This window comes from Bradyrhizobium sp. B120, assembly GCF_049075665.1.
In the GTDB taxonomy this organism is placed as follows: Bacteria; Pseudomonadota; Alphaproteobacteria; order Rhizobiales; family Xanthobacteraceae; genus Bradyrhizobium.
The window spans coordinates 4,242,379-4,264,726 of the sequence record NZ_CP185242.1 but is presented as its reverse complement, the minus strand read 5'-3'; the positions used below and the strand labels follow the sequence as shown (position 1 = coordinate 4,264,726).

The 22,348-nt window shown below is 63.2% G+C and carries 25 protein-coding genes and 2 tRNA genes; 11 read left to right on the top strand and 16 right to left on the bottom strand.

Annotated elements, in window-relative coordinates; genetic code table 11:
- Position 1: 1 nt before the first annotated feature.
- A complete protein-coding gene (locus tag ACOIX3_RS19370) occupies positions 2–499 on the top strand; it encodes an Lrp/AsnC family transcriptional regulator (RefSeq protein WP_176531184.1) in 498 nt (165 codons plus the stop codon).
- A gap of 142 nt (positions 500–641) precedes the next feature.
- Here ACOIX3_RS19370 and ACOIX3_RS19365 read toward each other — a convergent pair whose 3' ends face one another.
- Positions 642–947, bottom strand: coding sequence for an ETC complex I subunit (locus ACOIX3_RS19365; RefSeq protein WP_092113947.1), 306 nt, complete (start codon positions 945–947; stop codon positions 642–644).
- Between the two features lie 241 nt (positions 948–1,188).
- Between ACOIX3_RS19365 and ACOIX3_RS19360 the strand changes: the two genes are divergently transcribed.
- Positions 1,189–2,352 (top strand): OpgC domain-containing protein, encoded by a 1,164-nt coding sequence (locus ACOIX3_RS19360; RefSeq protein ID WP_420971424.1) that lies wholly within the window; start codon positions 1,189–1,191, stop codon positions 2,350–2,352.
- Between the two features lie 9 nt (positions 2,353–2,361).
- Here the strand turns inward: ACOIX3_RS19360 and ACOIX3_RS19355 are convergent, their stop codons facing one another.
- On the bottom strand, positions 2,362–3,252 hold the full coding sequence (locus tag ACOIX3_RS19355) for a VOC family protein (RefSeq protein ID WP_420971423.1): 891 nt from the start codon (positions 3,250–3,252) through the stop codon (positions 2,362–2,364).
- A gap of 263 nt (positions 3,253–3,515) precedes the next feature.
- Here ACOIX3_RS19355 and ACOIX3_RS19350 point away from each other — a divergent pair, with 263 nt between their 5' ends.
- The 3 genes from ACOIX3_RS19350 (at position 3,516) to ACOIX3_RS19340 (ending at position 7,839) form a co-directional block, all read left to right on the top strand.
- Positions 3,516–3,923 (top strand): hypothetical protein, encoded by a 408-nt coding sequence (locus ACOIX3_RS19350; protein WP_420971422.1) that lies wholly within the window; start codon positions 3,516–3,518, stop codon positions 3,921–3,923.
- Between the two features lie 184 nt (positions 3,924–4,107).
- Positions 4,108–6,360: a TOMM precursor leader peptide-binding protein gene (locus ACOIX3_RS19345; RefSeq protein ID WP_420971421.1), complete on the top strand. Its 2,253-nt coding sequence runs from the start codon at positions 4,108–4,110 to the stop codon at positions 6,358–6,360.
- Between the two features lie 12 nt (positions 6,361–6,372).
- On the top strand, positions 6,373–7,839 hold the full coding sequence (locus tag ACOIX3_RS19340; RefSeq protein ID WP_420971420.1) for a SagB/ThcOx family dehydrogenase: 1,467 nt from the start codon (positions 6,373–6,375) through the stop codon (positions 7,837–7,839).
- 36 nt (positions 7,840–7,875) lie between these two features.
- Here ACOIX3_RS19340 and ACOIX3_RS19335 read toward each other — a convergent pair whose 3' ends face one another.
- Positions 7,876–9,693, bottom strand: a complete 1,818-nt coding sequence (locus tag ACOIX3_RS19335; protein WP_420971419.1) for a carbamoyltransferase — start codon at positions 9,691–9,693, stop codon at positions 7,876–7,878.
- Positions 9,694–10,059: 366 nt separating this feature from the next.
- Here ACOIX3_RS19335 and ACOIX3_RS19330 point away from each other — a divergent pair, with 366 nt between their 5' ends.
- Entirely contained in the window at positions 10,060–10,341 is a 282-nt protein-coding gene (locus tag ACOIX3_RS19330) for a hypothetical protein (protein WP_342722132.1), read from the top strand.
- A gap of 423 nt (positions 10,342–10,764) precedes the next feature.
- On the opposite strand, the gene ACOIX3_RS19325 is transcribed toward ACOIX3_RS19330, so the two are convergent.
- The 6 genes from ACOIX3_RS19325 to ACOIX3_RS19300 form a co-directional block, all read right to left on the bottom strand.
- Positions 10,765–11,577 carry a cyclase family protein gene (locus tag ACOIX3_RS19325; RefSeq protein WP_420971418.1) on the bottom strand — a complete coding sequence of 271 codons (813 nt, stop codon included), beginning with the start codon at positions 11,575–11,577 and terminating at the stop codon, positions 10,765–10,767.
- 710 nt (positions 11,578–12,287) lie between these two features.
- Complete coding sequence (locus ACOIX3_RS19320; protein WP_420971417.1) at positions 12,288–12,452, bottom strand: hypothetical protein; 165 nt, start codon at positions 12,450–12,452, stop codon at positions 12,288–12,290.
- Positions 12,453–12,541: 89 nt separating this feature from the next.
- Positions 12,542–12,618 (bottom strand) — tRNA-Pro (locus ACOIX3_RS19315).
- Between the two features lie 120 nt (positions 12,619–12,738).
- Positions 12,739–13,161, bottom strand: coding sequence for a DUF192 domain-containing protein (locus tag ACOIX3_RS19310; protein ID WP_420971757.1), 423 nt, complete (start codon positions 13,159–13,161; stop codon positions 12,739–12,741).
- Positions 13,162–13,340: 179 nt separating this feature from the next.
- Positions 13,341–14,003, bottom strand: coding sequence for a cold-shock protein (locus tag ACOIX3_RS19305; protein WP_092113928.1), 663 nt, complete (start codon positions 14,001–14,003; stop codon positions 13,341–13,343).
- Positions 14,004–14,215: 212 nt separating this feature from the next.
- On the bottom strand, positions 14,216–14,977 hold the full coding sequence (locus ACOIX3_RS19300; protein WP_420971416.1) for an SIR2 family NAD-dependent protein deacylase: 762 nt from the start codon (positions 14,975–14,977) through the stop codon (positions 14,216–14,218).
- Between the two features lie 187 nt (positions 14,978–15,164).
- On the opposite strand from ACOIX3_RS19300, the gene ACOIX3_RS19295 reads away from it, so the two are divergent.
- The gene (locus ACOIX3_RS19295) at positions 15,165–15,326 is read left to right on the top strand and encodes a hypothetical protein (RefSeq protein WP_420971415.1); all 162 of its coding nucleotides are present in this window, start codon (positions 15,165–15,167) and stop codon (positions 15,324–15,326) included.
- A gap of 115 nt (positions 15,327–15,441) precedes the next feature.
- On the opposite strand, the gene ACOIX3_RS19290 is transcribed toward ACOIX3_RS19295, so the two are convergent.
- The 3 genes from ACOIX3_RS19290 to ACOIX3_RS19280 form a co-directional block, all read right to left on the bottom strand.
- Complete coding sequence (locus ACOIX3_RS19290) at positions 15,442–15,717, bottom strand: hypothetical protein (RefSeq protein WP_420971414.1); 276 nt, start codon at positions 15,715–15,717, stop codon at positions 15,442–15,444.
- 331 nt (positions 15,718–16,048) lie between these two features.
- Positions 16,049–16,234 carry a hypothetical protein gene (locus ACOIX3_RS19285; protein ID WP_420971413.1) on the bottom strand — a complete coding sequence of 62 codons (186 nt, stop codon included), beginning with the start codon at positions 16,232–16,234 and terminating at the stop codon, positions 16,049–16,051.
- A 241-nt stretch (positions 16,235–16,475) separates the two neighbouring features.
- Complete coding sequence (locus tag ACOIX3_RS19280) at positions 16,476–16,823, bottom strand: GrlR family regulatory protein (protein ID WP_420971412.1); 348 nt, start codon at positions 16,821–16,823, stop codon at positions 16,476–16,478.
- A gap of 169 nt (positions 16,824–16,992) precedes the next feature.
- Here ACOIX3_RS19280 and ACOIX3_RS19275 point away from each other — a divergent pair, with 169 nt between their 5' ends.
- From ACOIX3_RS19275 to ACOIX3_RS19265, 3 genes are all read left to right on the top strand, one after another.
- Positions 16,993–17,166: a hypothetical protein gene (locus ACOIX3_RS19275; RefSeq protein ID WP_342722138.1), complete on the top strand. Its 174-nt coding sequence runs from the start codon at positions 16,993–16,995 to the stop codon at positions 17,164–17,166.
- Positions 17,167–17,952: 786 nt separating this feature from the next.
- Positions 17,953–18,405, top strand: a complete 453-nt coding sequence (locus ACOIX3_RS19270) for a VOC family protein (protein WP_097672220.1) — start codon at positions 17,953–17,955, stop codon at positions 18,403–18,405.
- A gap of 351 nt (positions 18,406–18,756) precedes the next feature.
- Positions 18,757–19,398, top strand: a complete 642-nt coding sequence (locus ACOIX3_RS19265; RefSeq protein ID WP_420971411.1) for a glutathione S-transferase family protein — start codon at positions 18,757–18,759, stop codon at positions 19,396–19,398.
- A gap of 12 nt (positions 19,399–19,410) precedes the next feature.
- Here the strand turns inward: ACOIX3_RS19265 and ACOIX3_RS19260 are convergent, their stop codons facing one another.
- From ACOIX3_RS19260 to ACOIX3_RS19245, 4 genes are all read right to left on the bottom strand, one after another.
- Positions 19,411–19,656 carry a hypothetical protein gene (locus ACOIX3_RS19260; protein ID WP_420971410.1) on the bottom strand — a complete coding sequence of 82 codons (246 nt, stop codon included), beginning with the start codon at positions 19,654–19,656 and terminating at the stop codon, positions 19,411–19,413.
- Positions 19,657–19,687: 31 nt separating this feature from the next.
- Positions 19,688–19,945, bottom strand: coding sequence for a PilZ domain-containing protein (locus tag ACOIX3_RS19255; RefSeq protein ID WP_420971409.1), 258 nt, complete (start codon positions 19,943–19,945; stop codon positions 19,688–19,690).
- Positions 19,946–20,112: 167 nt separating this feature from the next.
- Positions 20,113–20,187 (bottom strand) — tRNA-Glu (locus ACOIX3_RS19250).
- Between the two features lie 379 nt (positions 20,188–20,566).
- Positions 20,567–20,917: a hypothetical protein gene (locus tag ACOIX3_RS19245; protein WP_420971408.1), complete on the bottom strand. Its 351-nt coding sequence runs from the start codon at positions 20,915–20,917 to the stop codon at positions 20,567–20,569.
- A 180-nt stretch (positions 20,918–21,097) separates the two neighbouring features.
- Between ACOIX3_RS19245 and ACOIX3_RS19240 the strand changes: the two genes are divergently transcribed.
- Positions 21,098–22,345: a Zn-dependent hydrolase gene (locus ACOIX3_RS19240; RefSeq protein WP_420971407.1), complete on the top strand. Its 1,248-nt coding sequence runs from the start codon at positions 21,098–21,100 to the stop codon at positions 22,343–22,345.
- Positions 22,346–22,348 lie beyond the last annotated feature (3 nt).

The following is a 22,348-nucleotide window of genomic DNA, read 5'->3' as shown; positions in this document are numbered from 1 at the left end:
TGTGACAGAGCGCCCACAGCTCGATGACATCGATTTGCGGATCCTGTCCGAATTGCAGCGGGACGGCCGGATCAGGATCAACGAGCTCGCGGAGCGCGTCGGCATCACCGCCCCACCCTGCCTGCGCCGGGTCCGCGCCCTGCGCAGCCGCGGCGTGGTCCAGGCGATCCGCGCCACGCTGGACGAACGGCTATTGGGCTATGAGGTGACGACCTTCGTCCTGATCCAGCTCGATAGCCAGAACCTGGTTGCGATCGAGGCGTTCGAGGCGGCGGTCGCCGCCGTGCCGCGCTTCCTGCAATGCTGGCGGATCTCGGGCGATGCCGATTTCATGCTGAGATGCGTCGCGCCCAGTGTCGACGACATGCGCCAGCAGCTGCTGCAGTTCGCCGGCCTGCCCAACGTGCGTAAAATTCGAAGTTTTCCGGTGCTCGGCGTCTCAAAGGATGCGCCGCTGCCGATCCCGGGTGCCCTCGCCGCGCCAAGCCCCGCGGGCTGACCCGGAGTCCCTTCCGCCAGGCTAGTCACGCCCGGCCTCGTGCCGGGCATCCAGGTCTTTTCTTCATTCAGACAGCAAAGACGTTCATGGCCGGGACAAGCCCGGCCATGACGGGATTGGACTCGTTTTGAAGCGGTATGGCCTAGTGCGTCCACGGCTCCCAGCGGCGGAACGCGAAATTGTCGGCATAGGCGATCTGGCGGTGCGCCGAATCCTTCGGCTCGATCACCTGGTAGGCGATGCCCTTGCGCTCGCAATAGGCGACCGCCTCCTCCTTGGTCTCGAACTGCAGCGTGAGCTGCTGCTTCATGTCGGTGGACGAGGTCCAGCCCATCAAGGGCTCCACGGTGCGCGGCTGCTCCGGCTCGTAGTCCAGCTGCCACTCTTTGGTCTTGGCACGTCCCGATTGCATCGCGTTTTTGGCGGGCTTAAAAATGCGTGCGGTCATGGATAGTCGGCCCCGTGGGATGTGCGATATGGAAGCGATTTGAAGGAAACCGCCGGGATAGTATAGAGACACCGTTCAACGATCTGATCGGTGATTCCTCGATCTCGGAGGGAGCCTTCGCCGGACCGGTATAGTCATTCTACCGCGCTGTGACAATCTGGCCTCGGGGGCTTCGGTTTGGAGCCCCTTGGGCCCGCGGCGCGGCCTTCTCGACAGCATCATCTCGAGGAAGCGGCGCCCCATGGAAATCCACGCTCACCTGCCCGACAAAGGACGTGACCTCCGGCTCGACCTGTTCCGCGGGATCGCGAACTGGGCGATCTATCTCGATCACATCCCCGACAATATCGTGAACTGGATCACGACGCGGAATTACGGCTTTAGCGATGCCGCGGACCTGTTCGTCTTCATCTCCGGCTACACCGCATCCTTCGTCTATGCCCGCATGATGCTGGAGCGCGGCTTCATCGTCGGCGCCACGAGGCTGACCAAGCGGGTCTGGCAGCTCTATGTCGCCCACATCATCCTGTTCGTGATCTACATCGCCTCGATCAGCTATCTGGCGCTGCGCTTCGGCGATTCAGAGATCATCAACGAGTTCAACGTCGCGGGCCTCGTCGACAACGCCACCGAGACGCTGCGCCAGGGCCTGTTCCTGAAGTTCAAGCCGGTCAATCTCGACGTGCTGCCGCTCTACATCGTGCTGATGGGCCTGTTCCCGCCGGTGCTGTGGTTCATGCTGCGGCAGCCGAACTGGACCATGCTGGCCTCGCTCGCGCTGTGGCTGGTGTCGCGGCACATGGGCTGGAACCTGCCCGCCTACCCGGCCGGGACCTGGTACTTCAATCCGTTCGCCTGGCAGGTGCTGTTCGTGTTCGGCTCGTGGTGCGCAATGGGTGGCGCGCGGCAAAACATGCACATCATCAATTCGCGCTACACGCTGTGGTTCTGCGTCGCCTACCTGATCTTCGCGCTGATCATGACGATGGCCGGCCGCTTCCCGGACCTCGGCGCGATGTTCCCCGACTGGCTGTATTCGACCTTCAACCCGAACGACAAGACCAACCTCGCGCCGTATCGCTTCCTGCACTTCGTGGTGATCACGGTGCTGGTGATCCGCTTCGTCCCGAAGGACTGGTCGGCGCTGGAGTGGAAGGTGTTCGATCCCCTGATCGTCTGCGGCCAGCAGTCGCTCGCGGTGTTCTGCGTCGGCGTGTTCCTGTCCTTTGTCGGACATTTCGAGCTCTCGATGAGCTCGGGCTCGCTGTTCGCGCAGATCTTCGTCAGCATCTCCGGCATCGCGATCATGACGATCGTGGCCTATTACATCTCGTGGTCGAAGCGGCAGGACAAGCCGATCAAGCCGCCAGCGCAGAAGCCGGCGGCGCCGGCGAAGGCCGGGTGACAAAGCGCGTCATTTGCCCGGCGGCCGCCCTTTGCCACCCGGCTGGCCGCCTCGCCACCTGCCCTTTGAAGTGAACCCATCCCAAGTGGTGGTCCAGCGATACTCGGCCGCCGGCGCCTTCGCGATGCTATCGGGGCTGCGCGCTCCCTCCAGGGCAAACGTGGCGCCCTGCGGGTCAAGGCAGCGAACGATCCAACTGCCGTTCGGCAGCTCCAGCGGCCCCTCATAGACCCGTCCGCCACCGGCCCTGACGCGCACGATGGCTGCGTCGACGTCGTCGACGTTGAAATAGTAAAGCCAGAACGCGATCGGTTCGAGCGGACGCTTGTTGAAGATTCCACCGATGGTCTGCCCACCAGCAGAGAACAGTTGGTAGGACTCGGCGCCGGCGACGTCGCTGTCGGCCTGTCGCCAGCCAAAAACCTCGCTGTAGAAGCCAAAGGCCTTCCGCCAATCGGCAGCCAGCAGTTCATGCCAGCCGACCTGCCCAGGGGCATCGAGGCCTTCAACCGTGGGCCGAGCGATCCTTGATCCGCTCAGCAGTCCGAACGTCGCCCGCTGCGGGTCGGCGACGATCGAGATACGGCCGATATTGGTGCCGGTCGGCGGCACGTAGACGGCGCCACCACGTTCCAGCATTCGGCGAACGGCAATATCCATGTCGTCAACACCGACATAACCAATCCATCGCGGGGTTGCGCCCTCGCGTATGCCCTCTTCCGGCAACGCCATCAGACCGCTTCGGGCAAGCTCGCCCGACATGAACAATTTGTAAGAAATCCCGGGTGTAGACGCATCCTTCGTCACCCAGCCGAGGACGCTGCCGTAAAAGGCACTCGCTCCTCCCACGTCCGTGGTCAGCAGCTCATACCAAGCGAAGCTCGCACCATCATCAGCCATGCCGATCCCTCGCTTCGGCGTCGGGACAACCGCAGTGCAGCATGCAAATTCCCACATCGTCAACGATCGCGCCTGAGCGACAGGGCCGGCCAATCATCGCGTTCATCAAGATGAACCCGAGAACGAAGATGAACGACAGCACTTGATGCACGCTAGCGCCTCGCGAGAGTGTGCGCGTAGCGCGCCTTGCATGCAGCTGCGACAATTTGTACAACTGCGCGAGAGTTGAAATCGACAACACGTCAAGAATGGAGGATGCGAGCATGCCGCGAGTGAAGCAAGCCCCCAAGACCAAGCGTGTGACCAGCAAGCGTATGACCAAGGCCGCTGTGCCCGCTTTGGGGGCAGCCGGATTGACTTTCTCGCTGGTTGGGGGTGCGTCCGCATCCGCAGTTCCGGCAGCAGACGTGCCGCAGATCCAGAAGTACGGACCAACGCAAGCCATCACACTCGGCGAAGAAGAAATCGCCGACGTCAGCCTGGCGACGTTCCACCTGTTCGACAAGGAAGACATCGGAGCCGGCGTCCAGGTGGCGTGGCGCGGATGCGGCGGCTGCCGAGGTTGCCGCGGCTGTCGTGGTTGCCGCGGCTGCCGTGCCTGCCGCTGCGGTGGCTGCGCCGGTTGCGGTGGCGGCTGCTGTTTGTCGTGGGGCGCCTGCCGCGTCTGCTAGTCGAAACAGCATCGCGTTGACACACATCGATCGTCATGGCCGGGTCCGACACACGTCGACCCGGCCAAATTTGTATTGCGTCCGTTTCGTTGCGCGGCTCGCCTCGGGCAACGGCGCGGAGGTGTCGAGGCCGGCGCCTTGCCCGCTTCAATGATCGACCCACAAGCTGCACAGGAACGATTCTTTGCCAGGCAAATCCACCCAGCGCGCCAACAACGACGTTCTGCAGTTCGCACCGAATTTCACGGCCTACGTGCTGCCTCCGGATGTTGTCTGCCTCTATTCCGAAGATCGAAAGTTCTTTCTCCATGGCGAGCTTTATTGCGCGCTGGCGTCGGCAATCGGTGCAAATGGATGCAGCGTCGCCAGGCTCACGGACAAGCTCGGGCGAATGTTTCCGTCCGACACGATCAATGAAGCCATCAAGCGATTGCTCGAGCGCCGCTATGTGATCGCGAAATCGCCAGGTCCCGGCACCGCCGCGGCGGGACTTTGGGCGAGCCTGGGCCTTCCCGACGCGATAGCCGAACAAAACCTTCACAACAGCCGCGTTCGACTTGAGACGATCGACGTCAAGGGCGCGGCCGAATTGAGCAAGGCATTGCAGGAGCTGGGCGTCCGCGTCGTCAAGACATCGCCCGACCTTACGGTTACGTTGGTGAACGACTATCTCGATCGGCGGCTCGCCGAACGCAACCTGCAGCGCGTGTCCGACGGGTCAGCCTGGTTGCTGGTGCAGCCCTCCGGGGTATTTCCCCTGGTCGGCCCCGTGTTCAGCCCGGGCGAGACCGCGTGCTGGACCTGCCTGTACGACCGGATGATCCGCAACCGCGAGGTCAAGGGCTTCCTGGATCGCGGCGGAGCGCGGGCGATCGCGGTGTCTCCGCTCGCACAGCACACCGTTGGACAGAACGCCATCCATTTTGCGGCGGTTGAAGTCGCCAAGGCGATCGCGAGCGGCTTCCGCACCGATCTGCGCAATCACATCGTCAGTCTCGACCTGCTGGGCTCGACCATTGCAAAGCACTACGTGGCAGCCCGCCCGCAATGCCCAACCTGCGGCAACAAGAAACTGCAAAACCCGCGGCGGTCACCAAAGCCGGTCGAATTGGGACCCGGCGCCAAGCTGGTCATGACCAGCGGCGGCTATCGCACCGTCTCGTCGCGCACCACGGTGGCGCGGTACAAGAAGCATGTCAGCCCCCTCACCGGTGTGGTGACGCGGCTGGAGCGGATCGAAGTTGATCTGCCGATGAACACCAATTTCTATGCCCAACATAACTTCTCCGCGCCGGCGCAGAACGTGGATCAGCTTCGCGCCGGGCTGAGCGGCGGCAGTTTCGGTAAGGGCAGCACGGCCGAGCAAGGCGAGGCCAGCGCGCTGATGGAAGCAATCGAGCGATACTCGGGAATTTTCCAGGGTGATGAGATCCGGGCCCGAAAACGCTTCGCCGACTTCCCCCCTGGCGACGCAATCCGTCCCAACGACATCCTGCTCTTCAGCGACGAGCAGTACCGCGGCAGCGCCGTGCCGGATCCCAACGACTCACACCACACCCAGCCCGCCCCCGAGCCGTTTGATCCGTCCGCGCAAATCGAATGGTCACCCGTCTGGTCGTTGCGCGACAAGCGGTTCAGGCAGATTCCGACCAGCCTGCTGTATTTCTTCTATCAGGGCCCGGCAGCCTTCGCCGCTGATTCCAACGGCTGCGCTGCCGGCAATACCCGCGAGGAAGCCATCGTGCAGGGCTTCCTCGAATTGATGGAGCGCGACGCCTATGCGATCTGGTGGTACAACCGGTCGCAACGCGCTGCGGTCGAACTGGACCAGTTCGGCGATTCCTACGTCCGCGATCTGAAGACCCAACTCGAGGAATCGGGCCGGCGGCTCTGGGTACTGGATATCACCAGCGATCTCGGCGTCCCGACCTATGTCGCGATCGTGCACTGGATGCAGAACGGTCAGGAAAACATCGAGTTCGGCTCGGGCGCTCACTTCGATCCGCGTATCGCGTTGCTGCGGTCGCTAACCGAGTTGAATCAGTTCCTCTCCATCGGTCTGATGGGTGGTGGCAGCGGCGAGAAGCCGAGCCTCGATGGCGTCAATCCGCTGCGGCTCGACGAATATCCGTTCCTGATTCCAAGTGCCAATCCCGTCATCCCGCCGGCCGCCGCGACAGACGTGCCGCTCGACGACACCCGTGCACAGGTGGATGCCTGCGTTGATATCGCGGCCCGCGCGGGTCTCGACTTCCTCGTTCTCGACCAGACGCGACCGGACGTCGAGGTTCCGGTGGTCCGGGTCATCGTTCCCGGGATGCGCCATTTCTATCGCCGCTTCGCGCTGGGGCGGCTCTATGATGTGCCCGTCAAGCTCGGATTGCGCGATCGGCCGTCGCTGGAAAGCGAGTTGACGCCATTTCTCCCGCACACTTGAGGTGATGCCGGCGTGCGCGCGCCCAGGAAAACGAGCGAGAAAAAGAAATCGCCGCGCACCACGCCGCCGGCTGTCTTGGTTCGGCTCAACCCGCTCGTCGCGCTCGAAGCGCAACCTGACGGGAGCATAGCGGCTCATGTCGAAGGCTATTCGGAGCCACTGGGAACGTTCAGCGCGGCCGCAGCGGAACGCGCCCTCGAACTGCAGATAGGACTGCCACTCCCTCGCTCTGAAGGCGATGCGGTCGAGCGAGAGGTCGAGCGCCTGATGCGGCAATTGGCACACCGCGGCCTGCTGGAATATCGCCTGGCGCGTACGGGCGACGCCAATGATCTCGTCACGATCGAGCCGCAGACCCCTGATTACTGGCCGCGAACGCCAAAGCTCGACGATGCGGCAACAGTCGTGCTGTCACGCTTCGCCTATCTTCGGCGGCGCGGCGCCGAGATGATTCTGGAATCACCGCGAGCCGGCGCACTGTTGAGGATCCATGATGCGCGGATTGCGGCTCTGCTGACCATCCTTGCCGGTCCTCAGAACATCAGCCGCATCCGGCGTCTGGATGGCTATCCCGGCCCTGCATTACTTGCGCTGCTGCTGGACTGCCAAATCCTGATCGAGGTCGACGCGGCACAACGCGATACGCTGCGAAAGGCGGAAGGCGATGACGGCCTCGTGCTCTGGGATTTTCACGACTTGCTGTTCCATGCCCGCAGCACAGAAGGCCGACAGGCTAATCCGCTGGGTGGCCTCTATCCGCACACCGGCCTGATTGCGCCGCTCCCCGCGATCCGACCTGCCTGGCCCGGTAAGAGCATCAAGCTGCCGGAATCGGACCGCATCGCCTCCTCGCTGGAACAACTGCTGCGTGACAGGCATTCGACTCGCGAGTTCGACAATCACAAGCCTATCACGCTGGCTGAACTTTCGACGTTCCTGAACAGCGTCGCGCGGGTCCGGGCCAAATGGAGTAGCCCGTTGGAGTTTGCCGACGACGGTCCCGATATCGAATACACCAGCAGGCCGTATCCGGCAGCGGGCAGCGCCTACGAGCTTGAGCTCTATCTGGCCGTCGCGAATTGCGACGGCCTGACGCCAGGTTTCTATCACTACGACGCCGACGCGCATGCGTTGGCCGCCATCGACGTTCGCGCACAACAATTCGAGGCCATGTTGCAAAGCGCGGGATTTGCCATGGACGCGCCGTCTCCACCGCAGATCCTGATCACGATCGCCGCGCGATTTGGCCGGATCTCTTGGAAGTACAGCGCCATCGCTTATGCGCTCATCCTGAAGGATGTCGGCGTCCTGACCCAAACGCTGTACCTGGTGGCGACGGATTTGGGCCTCGGCGGTTGTGCGATCGGCACCACCAATATCGATCTGTTCGCGAAGATGACCGGGCTCGACATTCACGTCGAGGGACCGGTCGGCCAGTTCGGGCTGGGGCGCGGCATGGAACCGCCCCCTGCCGGATAGTCCTCGATCCGCCGGGACAGGCTTGCCTGACTGTGATCAGGCGCCGCGGCTGCCGTCCTGGGTGGTCGAGGAGACGATGGTGGCGACGTCGCCGAACGTCGTCATCACGGGCGTGATGACCTTGTGCATTTTGGTCTTCGACACCAGCGTGTCGTGCAGCACGAGGTTGTCGATTCCGGTGGTGAGGAAGCAGCTCACCGCATCCTGCGGCGTCTCGATGATCGGCTCGCCCTTGACGTTGAACGAGGTGTTGATCAGCACCGGCACGCCGGTCAGCGCCTCGAACTCCTTCAGCAGGCGATAGAGCACCGGGTTGGTTTCCTCCCGCACGCTCTGCACCCGGGCCGAACCGTCGACATGCACGATCGCCGGGATCTTGTCGCGCCATTCGGGCCGTACCGGCTTGGCGATCAGCATGTAGGGTGAGTCCTCCTCGCCCTCGAAGATCTCCTTCATGCGCTCGGCCAGCACGATCGGCGCGAACGGGCGGAAGGCCTGGCGGTGCTTGACGCGGCTGTTGAGGATGTCCTTCATCTCGGCCTTGCGCGGATCGGCGATCAGGCTGCGGTTGCCGAGCGCGCGCGGACCGAATTCTGAGGGCCCCTGAAACCAGCCGATCACGCGCTGGTCGGCAAGCAGCTTGGCGGTATCGCGGCAGATGTTGTCGCTGCGCTTGGCGTCGACCTGGATGCGGACCAGGAAGCTTTGCAGCGCGGCCGCGACCTCGGCGTCGCTGTAGCGCCGGCCGACATAGGCATGCTCCATCACGAACGAGCGCCGCTGCTTCAGAATCTCGAGCCAGCCGTAATAGGCGCAGCCGATGGCGATGCCGTCGTCGCCGGCGGCGGGCTGGATCCAGACGTTCTCGAAGCCGGCCTCGCGCGCGATGCGGCCGTTGGCCACGCAGTTCAGTGCGACGCCGCCCGCGATGCAGAGGTTCTTCGCACCGGTGGTCTCGCGCAGCCAGCGTGCTCGCGCCAGCAGCACGTTCTCGGTGTCGTCCTGCACCCGCCAGGCGATGTCCTCCCAGTGCCGCATCGTCGGGCTCTTGTCCCAGCTGCCGCTGTCGAGCACGAAGGGCTGCTGGTTGTCGGCGCCCCAGAACGGCACGTGCAGCCTGCCGTCGCTCATCTCGAGCAGATGGCCGACCTGCTCGCGGCGACCATAGGGCGCAAGCCCCATCAGCTCGCCGCACTTGTTCCAGTCGCCGAACACATAGGTCGAGACCCGGCTGTACAGCGCGCCGAGACCCGGCATGTTGTAGAACTCGTCCGACAAGAGACCGCGCGCCGGCTCCATAAAGACCTTCTTCAGGCATTCGAGCTTTGTATCGTCGAACCTGTAGTAACTCTCGGACTCGCGGGCGAGCGGCGATGCGCCATCCTGCGGATAGGTTTCCATCGCGTCGGCCTGATAGTTGCCGACGCCGTCGACGATCATCACGACGCCGTCCCTGAACGGCGACACCGCGAACGCGCTATAGGCATGCGCGAGGTGATGCGAGATCGACACCACCTTGTCGGACTTCGCGCGAAACAGCGGATGCTTGATCGCCTCGTTGCGCTCGGCGATCGGCAGGAAGCCCGGCATGTCCTGGTGGAGCATCCGCTCCTCCATCTCGGGCACCGGCAGGATGTAGCTGTTGCGCACCACCAGATCGACGTCGTCGAGCGTGATGCCCTCGGCGGACAGGCAGTAGTCGATGACTTCCTTGTAGAAGCCGGACGCGTGCTTCTCGCGGGTGATGCGCTCCTTGGAGATCGCATAGGCGATCGCGCCGTCGCGCAGCAGGCAGGCGCTCACGTCATGGTCGTAGACGTTGAGACCAAGGACGTAGGTGTGTTGTTTCGGCATGGGCACTCTTCGGGGAGGATTCTGAAACGCTCAGAGAACATGATCGTGTCGACTTCAAGTTCTCGGCGGCATTTTCCGCGGCTCGCAAATCTCTGCTTCTGCGATGCACAAATCGCATCGACGCAATGCAAGATGAACAGAATGAACGGCGGATGAACGACAAGATGAGCGTAGCAACCACATCATCCTTTGCAGGCGGGACTGTAACTTGACCTTACCTTTTGGTCTCAATAGAGTCGTTAAAGCTCGCAAGAACCTTAGTGAAAATATTGTCTTAGCATGCTCGAACCGGACGCCGGTGTCGCGCGTCCAAGCGAGACAGCCAGCATCAGTTCAGATGTCTGGAAGTGACTGGAGATCTTCGGAATGACTAAACGCTACAATATCCTGACTCGTTGCCTCGCAGCAGTCGCTTTGTTGTTCGTCTATGTCGCAAGCACCTCTGCCATCCTGGTCGGCGCCACCACGTCGTCAGCGCAGGCGCAATGGCGCGGACGTGGATATGGGTATCGCGGCGGCTGGGGTCGCGGACGCGGTTGGGGTTATGGTCGCGGATATGGTTATGGCCGCGGCTATGGCTACTACGGCGGTTACGCCGGTCCCCGTTGCTGGTGGACCCCGCGTGGTGTTCGCGTTTGCCGCTGGTAACAACCGACGGCCGATACAAGCGATATTGAAGACATCAATCAGGTGCGTCGGTCCCGGCGCACCTGATTTTCTTTTTGCGGCTTGGCTGTCCTGCTCGGACTTGGTTCACCCGCCGGGGCCTGGCTCATCTCCGGCACGCAAGAAAGAGCCCCGGGAGACGCCGGGGCTCTAGTCACGGGAGAGAACGCTTCAGAAATCGGGACGCGAGGACGAGCCGCCGGCCCGATCACCCAATGCATCTACGGCGTGTATGAGAGCAGATTCGGCTGCCTCTGGCTGTAGCCATGCCGCAACAACCTGCCGTAATGCACAGCATGTCCACGGGTTCCCGAACTGGGCGAAACGGCCCGAAGGCGCCGAGAGCCTTTCCCGTTCCGATGGAATTCGGAACGGGGCTCCAGGTTTTGTCTTGAGGCGTTTTCTTCACGCGAACCGGTATCCACTTCGCTCGAAAACCCTCGAATCGTCGAGGATCGCAACCGCCCTCGTCCACCCCGCCGACGCGCGCTCGATCTTCACCGGGAAGCACGACACCATGAACCCGCTCGACGGCAGCTGCTCGAGATTGTGCAGCTTCTCGATGTGGCAGTAGCCGATGTGGCGCCCGGCCTTGTGGCCTTCCCAGATCAGGCTGGCGTCCCTGGTCTCGGCGTATCTCTTCGCTGTGAAGACGAACGGCGCATCCCAGCTCCAGCCGTCGATGCCGGTCAGCCGCACGGCGCGCTCGAGCAGATACATCGTCGCCTCATAGCCCATGCCGCAGCCCGAATTGACGTAATCGGCCTGGCCGTATTTCGCGCCGGCGCTGGTGTTGACGACGACGATCTCGAGCGGCGACAGCGTATGGCCGATCCGCTTCAGCTCGGCTTCGACATCGCCTGCGGTCGCGACGTAGCCGTCAGGCAGATGGCGGAAGTCGAGCTTCACGCCGGGCTGAAAGCACCATTCCAGCGGCACCTCGTCGATGGTCCACGAGCGCTCGCCGCGGTTCATGGTCGGATGGAAATGCCAGGGCGCATCGAGATGCGTGCCGTTGTGCGTGGAGAGCGAGACCTGCTCGACGGCCCAGCCCTGCCCGTCAGGCAGATCCGCAGCCTTCAACCCATCGAAGAACTGCAGCATGCGCGGCAGCCCTTGCTGGTGGTCGATATACTGGATGGTCGGGTGATTGCCCGGCGGATCGGCCGGAACGTCGTTCTGCAAGGGAACGGAGATATCGATCAGTCTGCGCGCCATGGTGCCTCCTCGCGGATTGGTCTTGTCAGGCTGGGCCAACCTGCCAGTCGGCGCGCACCATCGGCAAGCCACATCCGCTCGAGATCAGGCCACGGTCTGCCCCCGGCTGCGACAGCGGCAAGGCGCCGCGACGTTGAACCTATTTCCCGCGCGGACGACCCATGGGCACTGGGGATTTCAGGGCCCAGTATTCGGCGACGCCGTCTGGACGATCCATATTCCGCCCAGGCGGCGTTGTTGCGTCAGGCAAGACATCCCGGCCGAAGCATGGTTACCCGTGCCAGAACGCTGTTCACGCACAGAGAGCCACAGAAACAATCCGTGTCCTCATGTCGGGCGGATTGCGGGTGGTGTTGCCACGGCGATACAGAGATACCCTTGCAACGATGCTAACCCACCTGCATCTGAATCAAGATGGGGTTGCGTCGTGTCGGGATTTGATCACTGGAACGGTGCAAATAGAGCTTACGCGTCCGCCGAAACGCCACATCTGCGCGATGAGCAGCAGCAGTTTGACCGCTATCACAAATTCGACGACGCCATCTTGCGACCGTCGGAGAGTGGCTCAAGAACCGTGATCTTGGATCGCTACAACCCGCCGGCTCGTTGATCCGGTCAGCGGCCGGGCGGCTGCAGTTGCGAGGAGCGGAGCGCGGGGCTTCGGTCACGCGCTTGCTCTTTCAGGATGCCAACTGACCGCGATTTGTGGATCAGCGGAGCGTCGCTAGCAGATCGACAAAGACCGCATCGTTTTGCGCGACCATGACGCAGGCGATTACCTCTAATCCAGTCGGCATTCGCTTCGTCGGTCGCAGCCGCTCAACAAGATCGGCGAGTTCGGTGGCCGGATCGGTGAGTTCGACGGACTTGTCCAAGACGCCGCCCTCTTCCTTCCACGCTCTTCCCAGACGCAAAATCTGGGACGTGAAAGGCCTCGAAAAACCTATCAAGTCTTTGATTTGAATGGTCGGGGCAGCTGGATTCGAACCAACGACCTGCAGTACCCAAAACTGCCGCGCTACCAGGCTGCGCTATACCCCGACATTTCCGAGAAGCCCCGTGGATACACGCTTCAGCCGGCGCCAGCAAGGCACCGATGCGGGACTTCCGGCTGAGAAATCGGCCGCGGTTTCCGGCCTGAAACCGCAAGGTAACAGAGAGCTAGTGGCCGCCGAACAGCGGGTGGCCGACCCGGTCGCCGGGCTGGATGCCGTATTTCTGCGCGGTGCCGGCGATCACCTCCAGCACGCCCCTGGCGAGCCCCCGCGACGGAATGATCTTGGTCGACATCGGCTCGGTGTTTTCGGCGATCCGCAGGATGCGCCCGTCGGCGCGGATGAAGATCATGTCGAGCGAGATGTAGGTGTTCTTCATCCACATCGACACTTCCTGCTCCGGCGTGAAGTCGAACAGCATGCCTTTGCCGTCCGCGAGCTCCTTCCGGTACATCAGGCCGGTCTCCTTCTCCTGCTCGGTGGTCGCCATTTCGACGGAGAAGACGTGCACGCCTGACTTGGTGACGATCTCGAGCGGCTGAACGCTCGCAGCCTGCGCGGCCGGGGCCAGCAACACGCCGAACATCATGATGAGGGAGGCCACCAGCCATGGGCGAAGCCGCCCAACCATGCGATCGTAATCCATCGACAAATACTCACACCGGGGAAGATTTTCCGGCGGACCCTAACCCGATGATTGCGGCAAATGCCAGAGCCCTGACGGCTCGCCGGCGGCTCACGTTTCCGTCAGGGAGTCCGGCTCGGGGCTCAGTGCGACGACAGCGCCGACGGACCGGTCTCCGGGTGGATCTCAGCGGCCATCATGCCCTTGGAGCCGGGCCCGAACCGCACCAGCACGTACTGTCCGGGGCGCAGCTCAGTCATGCCGAAGCGGCGCAGCGTCTCCATGTGCACGAAGATGTCGGGCGTGCCCTCCCCGCAAGTCACGAAGCCGAAGCCGCGCAGCCGATTGAACCACTTGACCTGTGCACGTTCGAGCCCGCTGGTCGCCGTCACGGTGACATGAGTCCGCGGCGGCAGCATCTGCGCCGGATGGATCGCCGTCGACTCGTCCATCGAGACGATGCGGAAGGCCTGGTAGCCCTTCGCCCGCTGCACGCACTCGACGACGAGCCGCGCGCCCTCATAGGCGGTCTGATGGCCGTCGCGCCGCAACACCGTCACGTGCAGCAGGATGTCGGGCCAGCCATTGTCGGGGACGATGAAGCCGTAGCCTTTCGAGGCGTCGAACCATTTGATGACGCCGGAGACTTCGACGAGGTTGGCCGCGGCGTCGCCGAGACCGGAGAAGGCATCGATCGCCGGATCGCGCGGCGCGCTGCCGTACTCGCCTTGTGCAATCCTGCTTTGCCCAACTCCGCCTATCGGCGGTCCGCCGAGCTTCTTGGACTCAAATCCGTCCGACCCCATGACCCCGGACCCCACACATCAAATGCAGAGCGCCGACGTTGCGGCGCACCCTGTACACGCTGCTCTCCATGACCAACTCACTTGGACAAATCATCTGGACGCTGCGCGAATCTCTCAACCAAAAGATAACACTCCCGCTTGCCGGGCATAGCTAAAAAACGATTCTTGCGGGAACTATGAACAGGCTTGCACAGCCGCGAATCAATCAGGCGTCAATTGCCTACGAATGGACCAAGCGTGTCGCCGATGTCATGCCGGATCACCAGGTCGGCGATGTCGTCCTGATCGGTCGGCTCGTTGTTGATGATCACGAGCCGCGCGCCGCTCTCCTTCGCCATCATCGGAAAGCCCGCGGCGGGCCACACCACCAGCGACGACCCGATCGCCAGGAACAGGTCGCAGTGCCTTGCGAGTTCCGCCGCGCGACGCATCGCATCCTCGGGCATCGACTGCCCGAACGAGATCGTCGCGGTCTTCACCGGATCGCCGCACGCCGCGCAGTCGGGCGCAGCACCGGTCTTGTCGAAGTGCAGCTTCACCCATGCGAGGTCGTAGTCCTTGCCGCAACCGATGCAGCGGGCGTAGGTGGTGTTGCCGTGCAGCTCGATGACGTCATCGGTCTTGAAGCCCGACGCCTGATGCAGATTGTCGATGTTTTGGGTGATGATGCCGGGAACCTTGCCGGCCCGGTAGAGTGACGCGAGCGCGCGATGCCCGCGCCCCGGCTTGGCGGCCGCAAATGTCGGTTCCATCGCGAAGCGCCGGCGCCATGACTCGTCGCGCGCCTCCTGACTGGCCACGAACTCGTCGAACGGGATCGGCCGGTTGCGCGTCCACAGCCCGCCAGGCGAGCGGAAGTCGGGAATGCCGCACTCGGTGGAGATACCCGCCCCGGTGAAGGGCACGATCGACGATGCCTCGGCAATCATGTTGCCGAGCCGCTCGACGCCGCTGCGCAGATCTTTTGCAATCACTGGGAATGATCCGGTTGGCCGGCTGCGACTATAGCATGGTCGGCGCGATTGCGAGCTCAACCATCACGTGCTGCCTCTTCGGCTGCCTTGGCTTCATCACAATCCTGCAAAGTCTGCTCCGCATTGACGCCCAATTCACTGATGCCAATGCGCGCCGGGGATAGGACCACGACGAAGAGGATGGGCAATGGCCGATCAGAAAGACAATGCCGCGCGCGAGCGCGAAGAGATCGTCGCACGCGTTGCCAGCTTCCGCGCGACGCAGCAGAAGTTCGAGCGCGATCGCCAGGAATATTACGACAACACGCTCGGCAATGTCTGGAGTGGATTGCAGCGCAAGAGCGCTTGATGTCGCGTCGACCGCATGCGCTCACCGGATGATCGATGCCAACGCACGTCTGCGCGATCGCACCATGACGCGCAATTGAGAAAGCCCGGAGCGGTGTGCTCCGGGCTGATCGCCGTTACCAGTAGTGGCGATAGTAGTGGTGCCGATAGTACGGACCGCGATAGTAGGCGTATCCGTCGTCGTAGTAGCCGTAACGCGGGCCATAATAACCGTAGCCGGGCCCGTAATAGCGTGGGCCGTACGCATACGCGCCGGCCGCGCCTGCAGCGAGCGCGCCGGCGGCCAGACCGAAGGCCAGGCCAGGACCGATTCCGCGCGCCTGGGCCGGCGCCGTGAACATCGTCGCACCAACCGTCGCAACCGTAGCCAGAACTGCCAATGTCCTTTTCATGGGAACCTCCTCACGTGGTCATGTCGACCAACGCGGGCGCAATGGGATGGTTGCAGCAAAGCGCCTGTTCGGGTTCCGCAGCCATGCGATAGCGCAAAGCTACCATCGGTTAGCGTTGGAACAAAAACACAACCTCAATGATTACGTTTGCCATAAGCGAGGTTGGCATCGATGCCGGCGTGGATGGAACTGCTGCTGAATGTGATGGGCTTTGCCGGCTTTATCGGCATCGCGATGTTTCACAAGCATCCGAACGGGAAGCTGCCGGACTGAGCGCCGGGCGCGGCTCGGCTTGCCGATTTCAGTTTGATTTCCCCCAGCTTGATTTCCTCTAGTTTGATTTCCGCGCCTCTCCCGCCGTGCGGACCAGCCGGTCCGCCTTCACGAGCACCTTGCCGTTCTCCGGCTGCGGCCGAAGCCAGAAGCTGATCGCGACAAAGGCGGAACAGAACAGCAAGCCCACCACCATCACGCGCCGGTAGGTCGGTCTGTCAGCGCTGTGGAACGATGGCGTCATGGCTGTCACCTGCAACCATCCCTACCGCAATCACAGGTGGTGACAACGCAATGCTGCTCTTAACCTAACCCGGTAGGGTTAGCGGTGGCCCGGTAAGGCGTCGTTGGGATGCCTGAGGCCGCTGCGACATCATCCACAACGATATCCCGCGGTTGTCCGCAGCAAATCCACAGCCGCGGCAGGTCGATTTGCCAAACAGAATGTGAAGCTTGCTGCGCACTCGTCCACAGCCTTGCCGCAATCAGGCGTCGGCCAGCCATTTCAAGGTTGCCTGGAAGCTCAGGCTGCGGGTTCCGACCAGCACGGTCCCGAACGCTTCGGCCTGGTCACCGCTAAAGGTGCCGGAGAAGCCGCTCGTCACCTCCTGGCCGGCGAACAGCGGCCGGGCAAACGGATCGGAAAACGGCGAATGCTGATTGGTCCTGAGGTGCCCCTTCCAGGTGCCCTGGCCGGCCGTGTAGGCCCCGATCGACCAGAAATACGGCCCGCCGCCGATCAGCAGACCATCGCGCAGGATCAGGACACCGCTGTCGCGGCCCCGCACGCCGTCCATCATATGGAGATGGATCGAATAGAGCCCGTTCCTCATCGATCGCGCCGTCCGGTCCGAAAGGCCCGCAGTATGGCGCCAAGCAGGGCGGCAGGCGAGCGGGACCGATACCGCCCGGCCGCCGATTCGAACCAAGAAGCGCGGGCCCAGGAGTTTACAAATCGTTAAGAAAGCCCTGACAGGGTTCGACGGCCGGAGGGAGAGAGCCATGCTCGTTTACCCCGTACCTGTCGAAGTAACGCAAGCCAGAGTGCAACTCGTCGTCGATCAAACGGCGAAGCAGCAGCCGCGCATCATCAGCGAGGATGTGCTCGACGTCTTCGCCGCCAAGAACAAGGCCGACCGCGATGCCGTCGAGACCATTCTCGACATCAAGGTGTGAGATCGCAACCGGCCAACGGCGTTTGCGTTGCACACGCGGCGGCGCGCGCCGGCGCATATCGCGCGTGATCCGGGGCCCAGCGCCAGGCCGGCCCTGAAGGCCGCCGCAAATCCTCTCGGCGGACTTTTCCTTTGAACCTTTTGCGCAGCGCCAAGACAAAACTGCGCTGGGGATTTCAGGGCCCAGCGTTTGGCGCAGCGCTGTGGGACGAGGATATTCCGTCTACGCGGCGCTGTTGCATTTTATAATTTCAACCTTAAGTTTGGCCCCCAACAGTTGACGGCTCACGCCCTGAGAGATCCCCAGTCCGTCAACTGGGAAAGCCCCGCATCCAGCCTGCGGGGCTTTCTATTTTCGGGATGCTGGAACCTGCCGCCGCGCGCACCGTGAGATGGCTGGTTGCCGGCACGATCTCCCCAAAGGCCCGCCGACATCAGACCTCGCGAGTCCACGCGCGGGGTTTTGCTTCTTAGAGGAGGTCCAACCTCGCGCGTCCTTGATTGGCGGTGATGGGCATTCGATGAGATAGAGGGCCGTGCCTCCAAGGCTCGACCACGAACGCCCCGTTCCAGAATTTTCCTGGGCGGGGCTTTCCCGTATCGCGCGCGGCATGAGCGTGTCGCAGGTCGCCCAGTGCGAAGGCTCGCGAAAGCTTGAGAACGCAGCCGCCCGGAGCGGTCGCAAAAGTCGTACAGGCCCCTGCCCCGCGCCGCGTTTTGCTGCTATTTCTTGGCGCGTCTCGCCCGAGCCAAAACAAAATCTCGCAATTCCCAGGAGGACAAGAAAATGCGCTATCTGCACACCATGCTGCGCGTCCGCAATCTCGATGTCGCGATGAAATTCTATCAGGACGCGCTGGGGCTGAAGGAAGTGCGCCGCATCGACAATGACAAGGGTCGCTTCACGCTGGTGTTTCTCTGCGCGGAGGAAGATCTCCATCTGCTCAAGTCGCTGCCGCAGAGCCGCGGCGCGCCGCTGGTCGAACTGACCTACAATTGGGACGAGGAGAAATACGGCGAGGACCGCCATTTCGGCCATCTCGCCTACGAGGTCGACGACATCTACGCGACCTGCGAGAAGCTGATGAAGATGGGCGTCACCATCAATCGTCCACCGCGCGACGGCAACATGGCGTTCGTGCGTTCGCCCGACCTGCACTCGATCGAGATCCTGCAGAAGGGCGATCCGAAGGCGCCGGCCGAACCATGGGCCTCGATGCCGAACACCGGGCACTGGTAAACGCCACGCCCGCGCGCACGTTCCTAATCCGCGTTTCTCCATCGGTGAGACGCGGAGCGATCGCGAGGAACATGGCGCTTTGGTTGACGTTGCCTCCTCACACGAGGAATGCGAGGAGGCGAGGAGATGGGAAAAGGACTTTTGCTTTGGCTGTTGGGTGTACCGATCCCGGTGATCATCGTGCTGTGGTTGCTGTTCGGTCACTGACTGCGCTTTGACTGAGATCGACGAGGCTCTGCCGCATCGCGGCTGAGCCTCTTTTTTTTTGCTCGGTACAATTCACCCCGCGCTTTTCCCTGACGGTTCGGCTAAGAACGCGCGCAAAGCGCAACAGCGGAAAGAAGACGCGTGATGGACAGCAAGCCGCAACTGACGATCTGGGGCCGACCCAATTCGGTCAATGTGCAGAAGGTGCTCTGGTGTCTCGCCGAGCTCGACCTGCCCTATCAGCGCATCGATGCCGGCATGCAGTTCGGCAAGAACGATCAGGCGGACTATCTCGCGATGAATCCGAATGGCCGCGTCCCGACGCTGGTCGACGGCGAATATGTGCTGTGGGAATCCAATTCGGTGATGCGCTATCTCTGCCTGGCCTACGGCCAGGGCTCGCCGGTCTATCCGCAGGCGCCGAAGGCGCGCGCGGCCGTCGACCGCTGGCTCGACTGGACGCTGTCGACGCTGCAACCGGTCGAGCGCCCGCTGTTCTGGGGACTGGTGCGCACGGCGCCGGAGAAGCGCGACATGGTCCAGCTCCAGAAGGACGCCGATGCCGCGGGCGTGGCGTGGCGCGTCGTCGAGGCGCAGCTTGCAAGCCGCCGCTACATGGAGGGCGATCAGTTCACGATCGCCGACATCGCGCTCGGCGCCTTTGCGCGGCGCTGGTTCGGTGTCGAGGGCGTCACGAAGCCGAAGCTGCCCCATCTCGAACGCTGGTTCGGCGAGATCGCGCAGCGGCCGGCCTTCGTGCGCATCGTCGCGCCGCCGATGTCGTGAGCGGCAAGCCGCTCAGCGTCCGCTGGACACCCCTGCACCGACACTGACGGCGCCGCCGAGCTTCACGCAGGTGTCGGAGCCCTCGACCTTGACGAAGCCCGGTCCGTACGACGCGCAGGAATTGCTCCGCGTCGCGGATTTCGACGGCAGCGTTCTGCCGGCATCAGGCGGCGTCTGGAAATTGCGGCGGTCGCCGGCTTGCGCGAACGCAGCGGCGGGAAGCAGGACGGCGATGACGGCGAAGCAGGTCTTGCGCATCCGGCTTTTTATCGCGGGCGGCGAGATCAGGCTAGCGCACGAATCTGACGCCGAACGTCTTGCCCTCGCGCCAGACCACTTCGCAGGCGCGCCCGGTGCGGGCGTCGCGCGAAAACGCCAGCCGCAGCTTGGCCGGCAGCGTGTTGTTGTCCTGCACGGTGATTTTTGCGCCCGACGAGGACATGTCCTCGACCACGCACGGCCGCGCGGCGAATCCGCCGTCGAGCGTGACCCAGCCGGATTGACGCAGCGATTTGCGCGTTTCGCGCTTCTTCGATCCCAAAGCCATCACATCATCCCCGGCTCAGCCGTATCGCCGCGGGCTTACCAAAGGGTTGCGAAAGATCGGCGGATTGCAGGGATTGTGCCGTTGTTCACAATGAGCCGAACCGGATGGCAAGGCGGTCGCCGGCGCGACAATTCGTTGAGTTTGCTGGATTTCCGGTTTGGCGCCGATGGCGCTCCCTAGCGGAATCGAACCGCTCTCTCCACCGTGAAAGGGTGGCGTCCTAACCGATAGACGAAGGGAGCAAAACTCCCGGCAAATCAATACGTTAGACGTGAGATGTGCCGTACTGGCCGTGACCTGCAAACGGCCGCGACGGGCGAACGTATAGTGGCGATTGGCCGGACGGGCAAGCGTTCAGAACGCTTTTCCCGGACTGCCGCCCAGGCCTCCTGCGGGCGATTACCTGCACGACAAGCCGGCCTCGATCGAGGTCCAGAAGCCGCAATGCGACGGCGCATGCGCATGGGCCCGCGAACCGCCCCCATGAATCAGGATGGCGGCGGCAAGTGCGACGACGGCGGCGGGAACAATGAGTTTTCGGAACGACATGGGCCTGCGCATCGAACGACATCGTGGCCTAACTAAGGCCTGCAGGCCTGATCGATGTCTGGCGACAGCGCGCTAGCGATTGGTCACGCTCGCGACGTCCTGGCGGTTGGTCGGCTGCGCCGCAGCCGCCGCCACCGGCGTCTGCTTGATGCAGGTGCTGCAGATCACGAGCTTGCGCGCCAGCCGGTCGTCGGCATCCGCTTCCGACAGTTGCGTCTCCGCCACCGCCGGCGACACATTCCGCGCATGGCGTCGCGGCTGCGGCTGATTGGGATCCTGCCCGGCGCCGTCCCAGGCCAGCGGACCGGTTCCCGGCGCCGGGGTCGTCATGCTGTATTGCTGCGAATACTGCGCGCAGGCGCCGAGCGCGATCGGGAGAAACAGCACAGCGGCCTTGCGAGCCCAGTTCCGGAATGCAGACATGATCACACTCACACGCTATTCGTACCGCGACATCAGTTCTGCGAACTAAGAGCAGAACCGCTAAGAAATCGTTCACCCTGATTGTTCCGTCGCATCCAACCGCGACGGCATCAAGACGGGATTGCGGCACCAAGACGCTAATCGAGACGCAACTCAAAGACGCTCACCCGGAGTCCAACCATGCCAGGCATCAACGGTCGCTTCGACGGCAAGCGCGTGCTCGCCGATCTCAATGCGCTGCGCGCGATCGGCGCCTACAAGACCGGCGTGCACAAGCCGACATTCTCGGAGCCGCATCTGCGCTCGCTGGATTGGCTTGCGGCGCACCTGCCCGATGCCGACCTCACCGCGACGATCGACGGCATCGGCAATGTGTTCGGCACCAGTGCGAAAGCAGGACCGAAGCTGCTCGCGGGCTCGCATCTCGAAAGCCAGAACCATGCGGGCTGGCTCGATGGTCCGCTCGGCGTGATCTATGCGCTGGAAGCCGCGCGCGTCATCAACGGCGATCCCGGCGTCAACGGCGCGGTCGAGGTCGCGGCATGGTGCGACGAGGAAGGACATTTCGGCAGCTTCCTCGGCAGTCGGTCGTTTGCCGGCGACGTGACCGAAGCGGACATCGAAGCGGCGCGCGACCGCTCCAGCGATCGCACCATGCGACAGGCCTTGCGCGATGCGGGCTTCGCCGGCCGCCCGCGCCTCACCGCCGAACCTGGCCGCCATATCGGCTACCTCGAAGCCCATATCGAGCAGGGCGACACGCTGGAAGCCAGCCGGCTCAAGATCGGCGTCGTCACCTCCATCGTCGGCATCTGGCAGTATCGCATCACCTTCACCGGCGAGCAGAACCATGCCGGCACCACGCGGATGGCGGTGCGCAGGGATGCCGGCCTGGCGCTGGCGCGGTTCTGCGTCGCGATCGACGACAGCTTCGCTGCGCTGTGCGGACCGCGCACGGTGTGGACCACCGGCCGCATCACGCTGGACCCGGGCGCGCCGAGCATCATCCCAGGCCACGCCGAGATGCTGTTCCAGATCCGCGACGACAATCCCGAGGTGATCGCACGGCTCGAGGCGCACCTGCATCGCCTGGCGGAAGAGGCCACCGCGCAGGGCCGCTGCGGCGTGAAGGTCGAGCGCATCCGCACCGGCGTGCCCGCGATGATGACGCCTGCGTTCCAGGATGCGATCGAGGCCGCGAGCGCGGCCTGCGCCGGCGGCAAGTCAATCCGGATGCCGAGTTGCGCCGGCCATGACGCCCAGGTCCTCGCCACCATCATGCCGGCGGCGATGCTGTTCGTTCCGTCGATCGGCGGTGTCAGCCATCACTGGAGCGAGAACACCGACGACGCCGATATCGTCACCGGCGCCGAAGTGTTCGTCGAATCCTGCCGGCGCCTGTTGACGCAAGCGGCGGCGGCGCGGTGATCG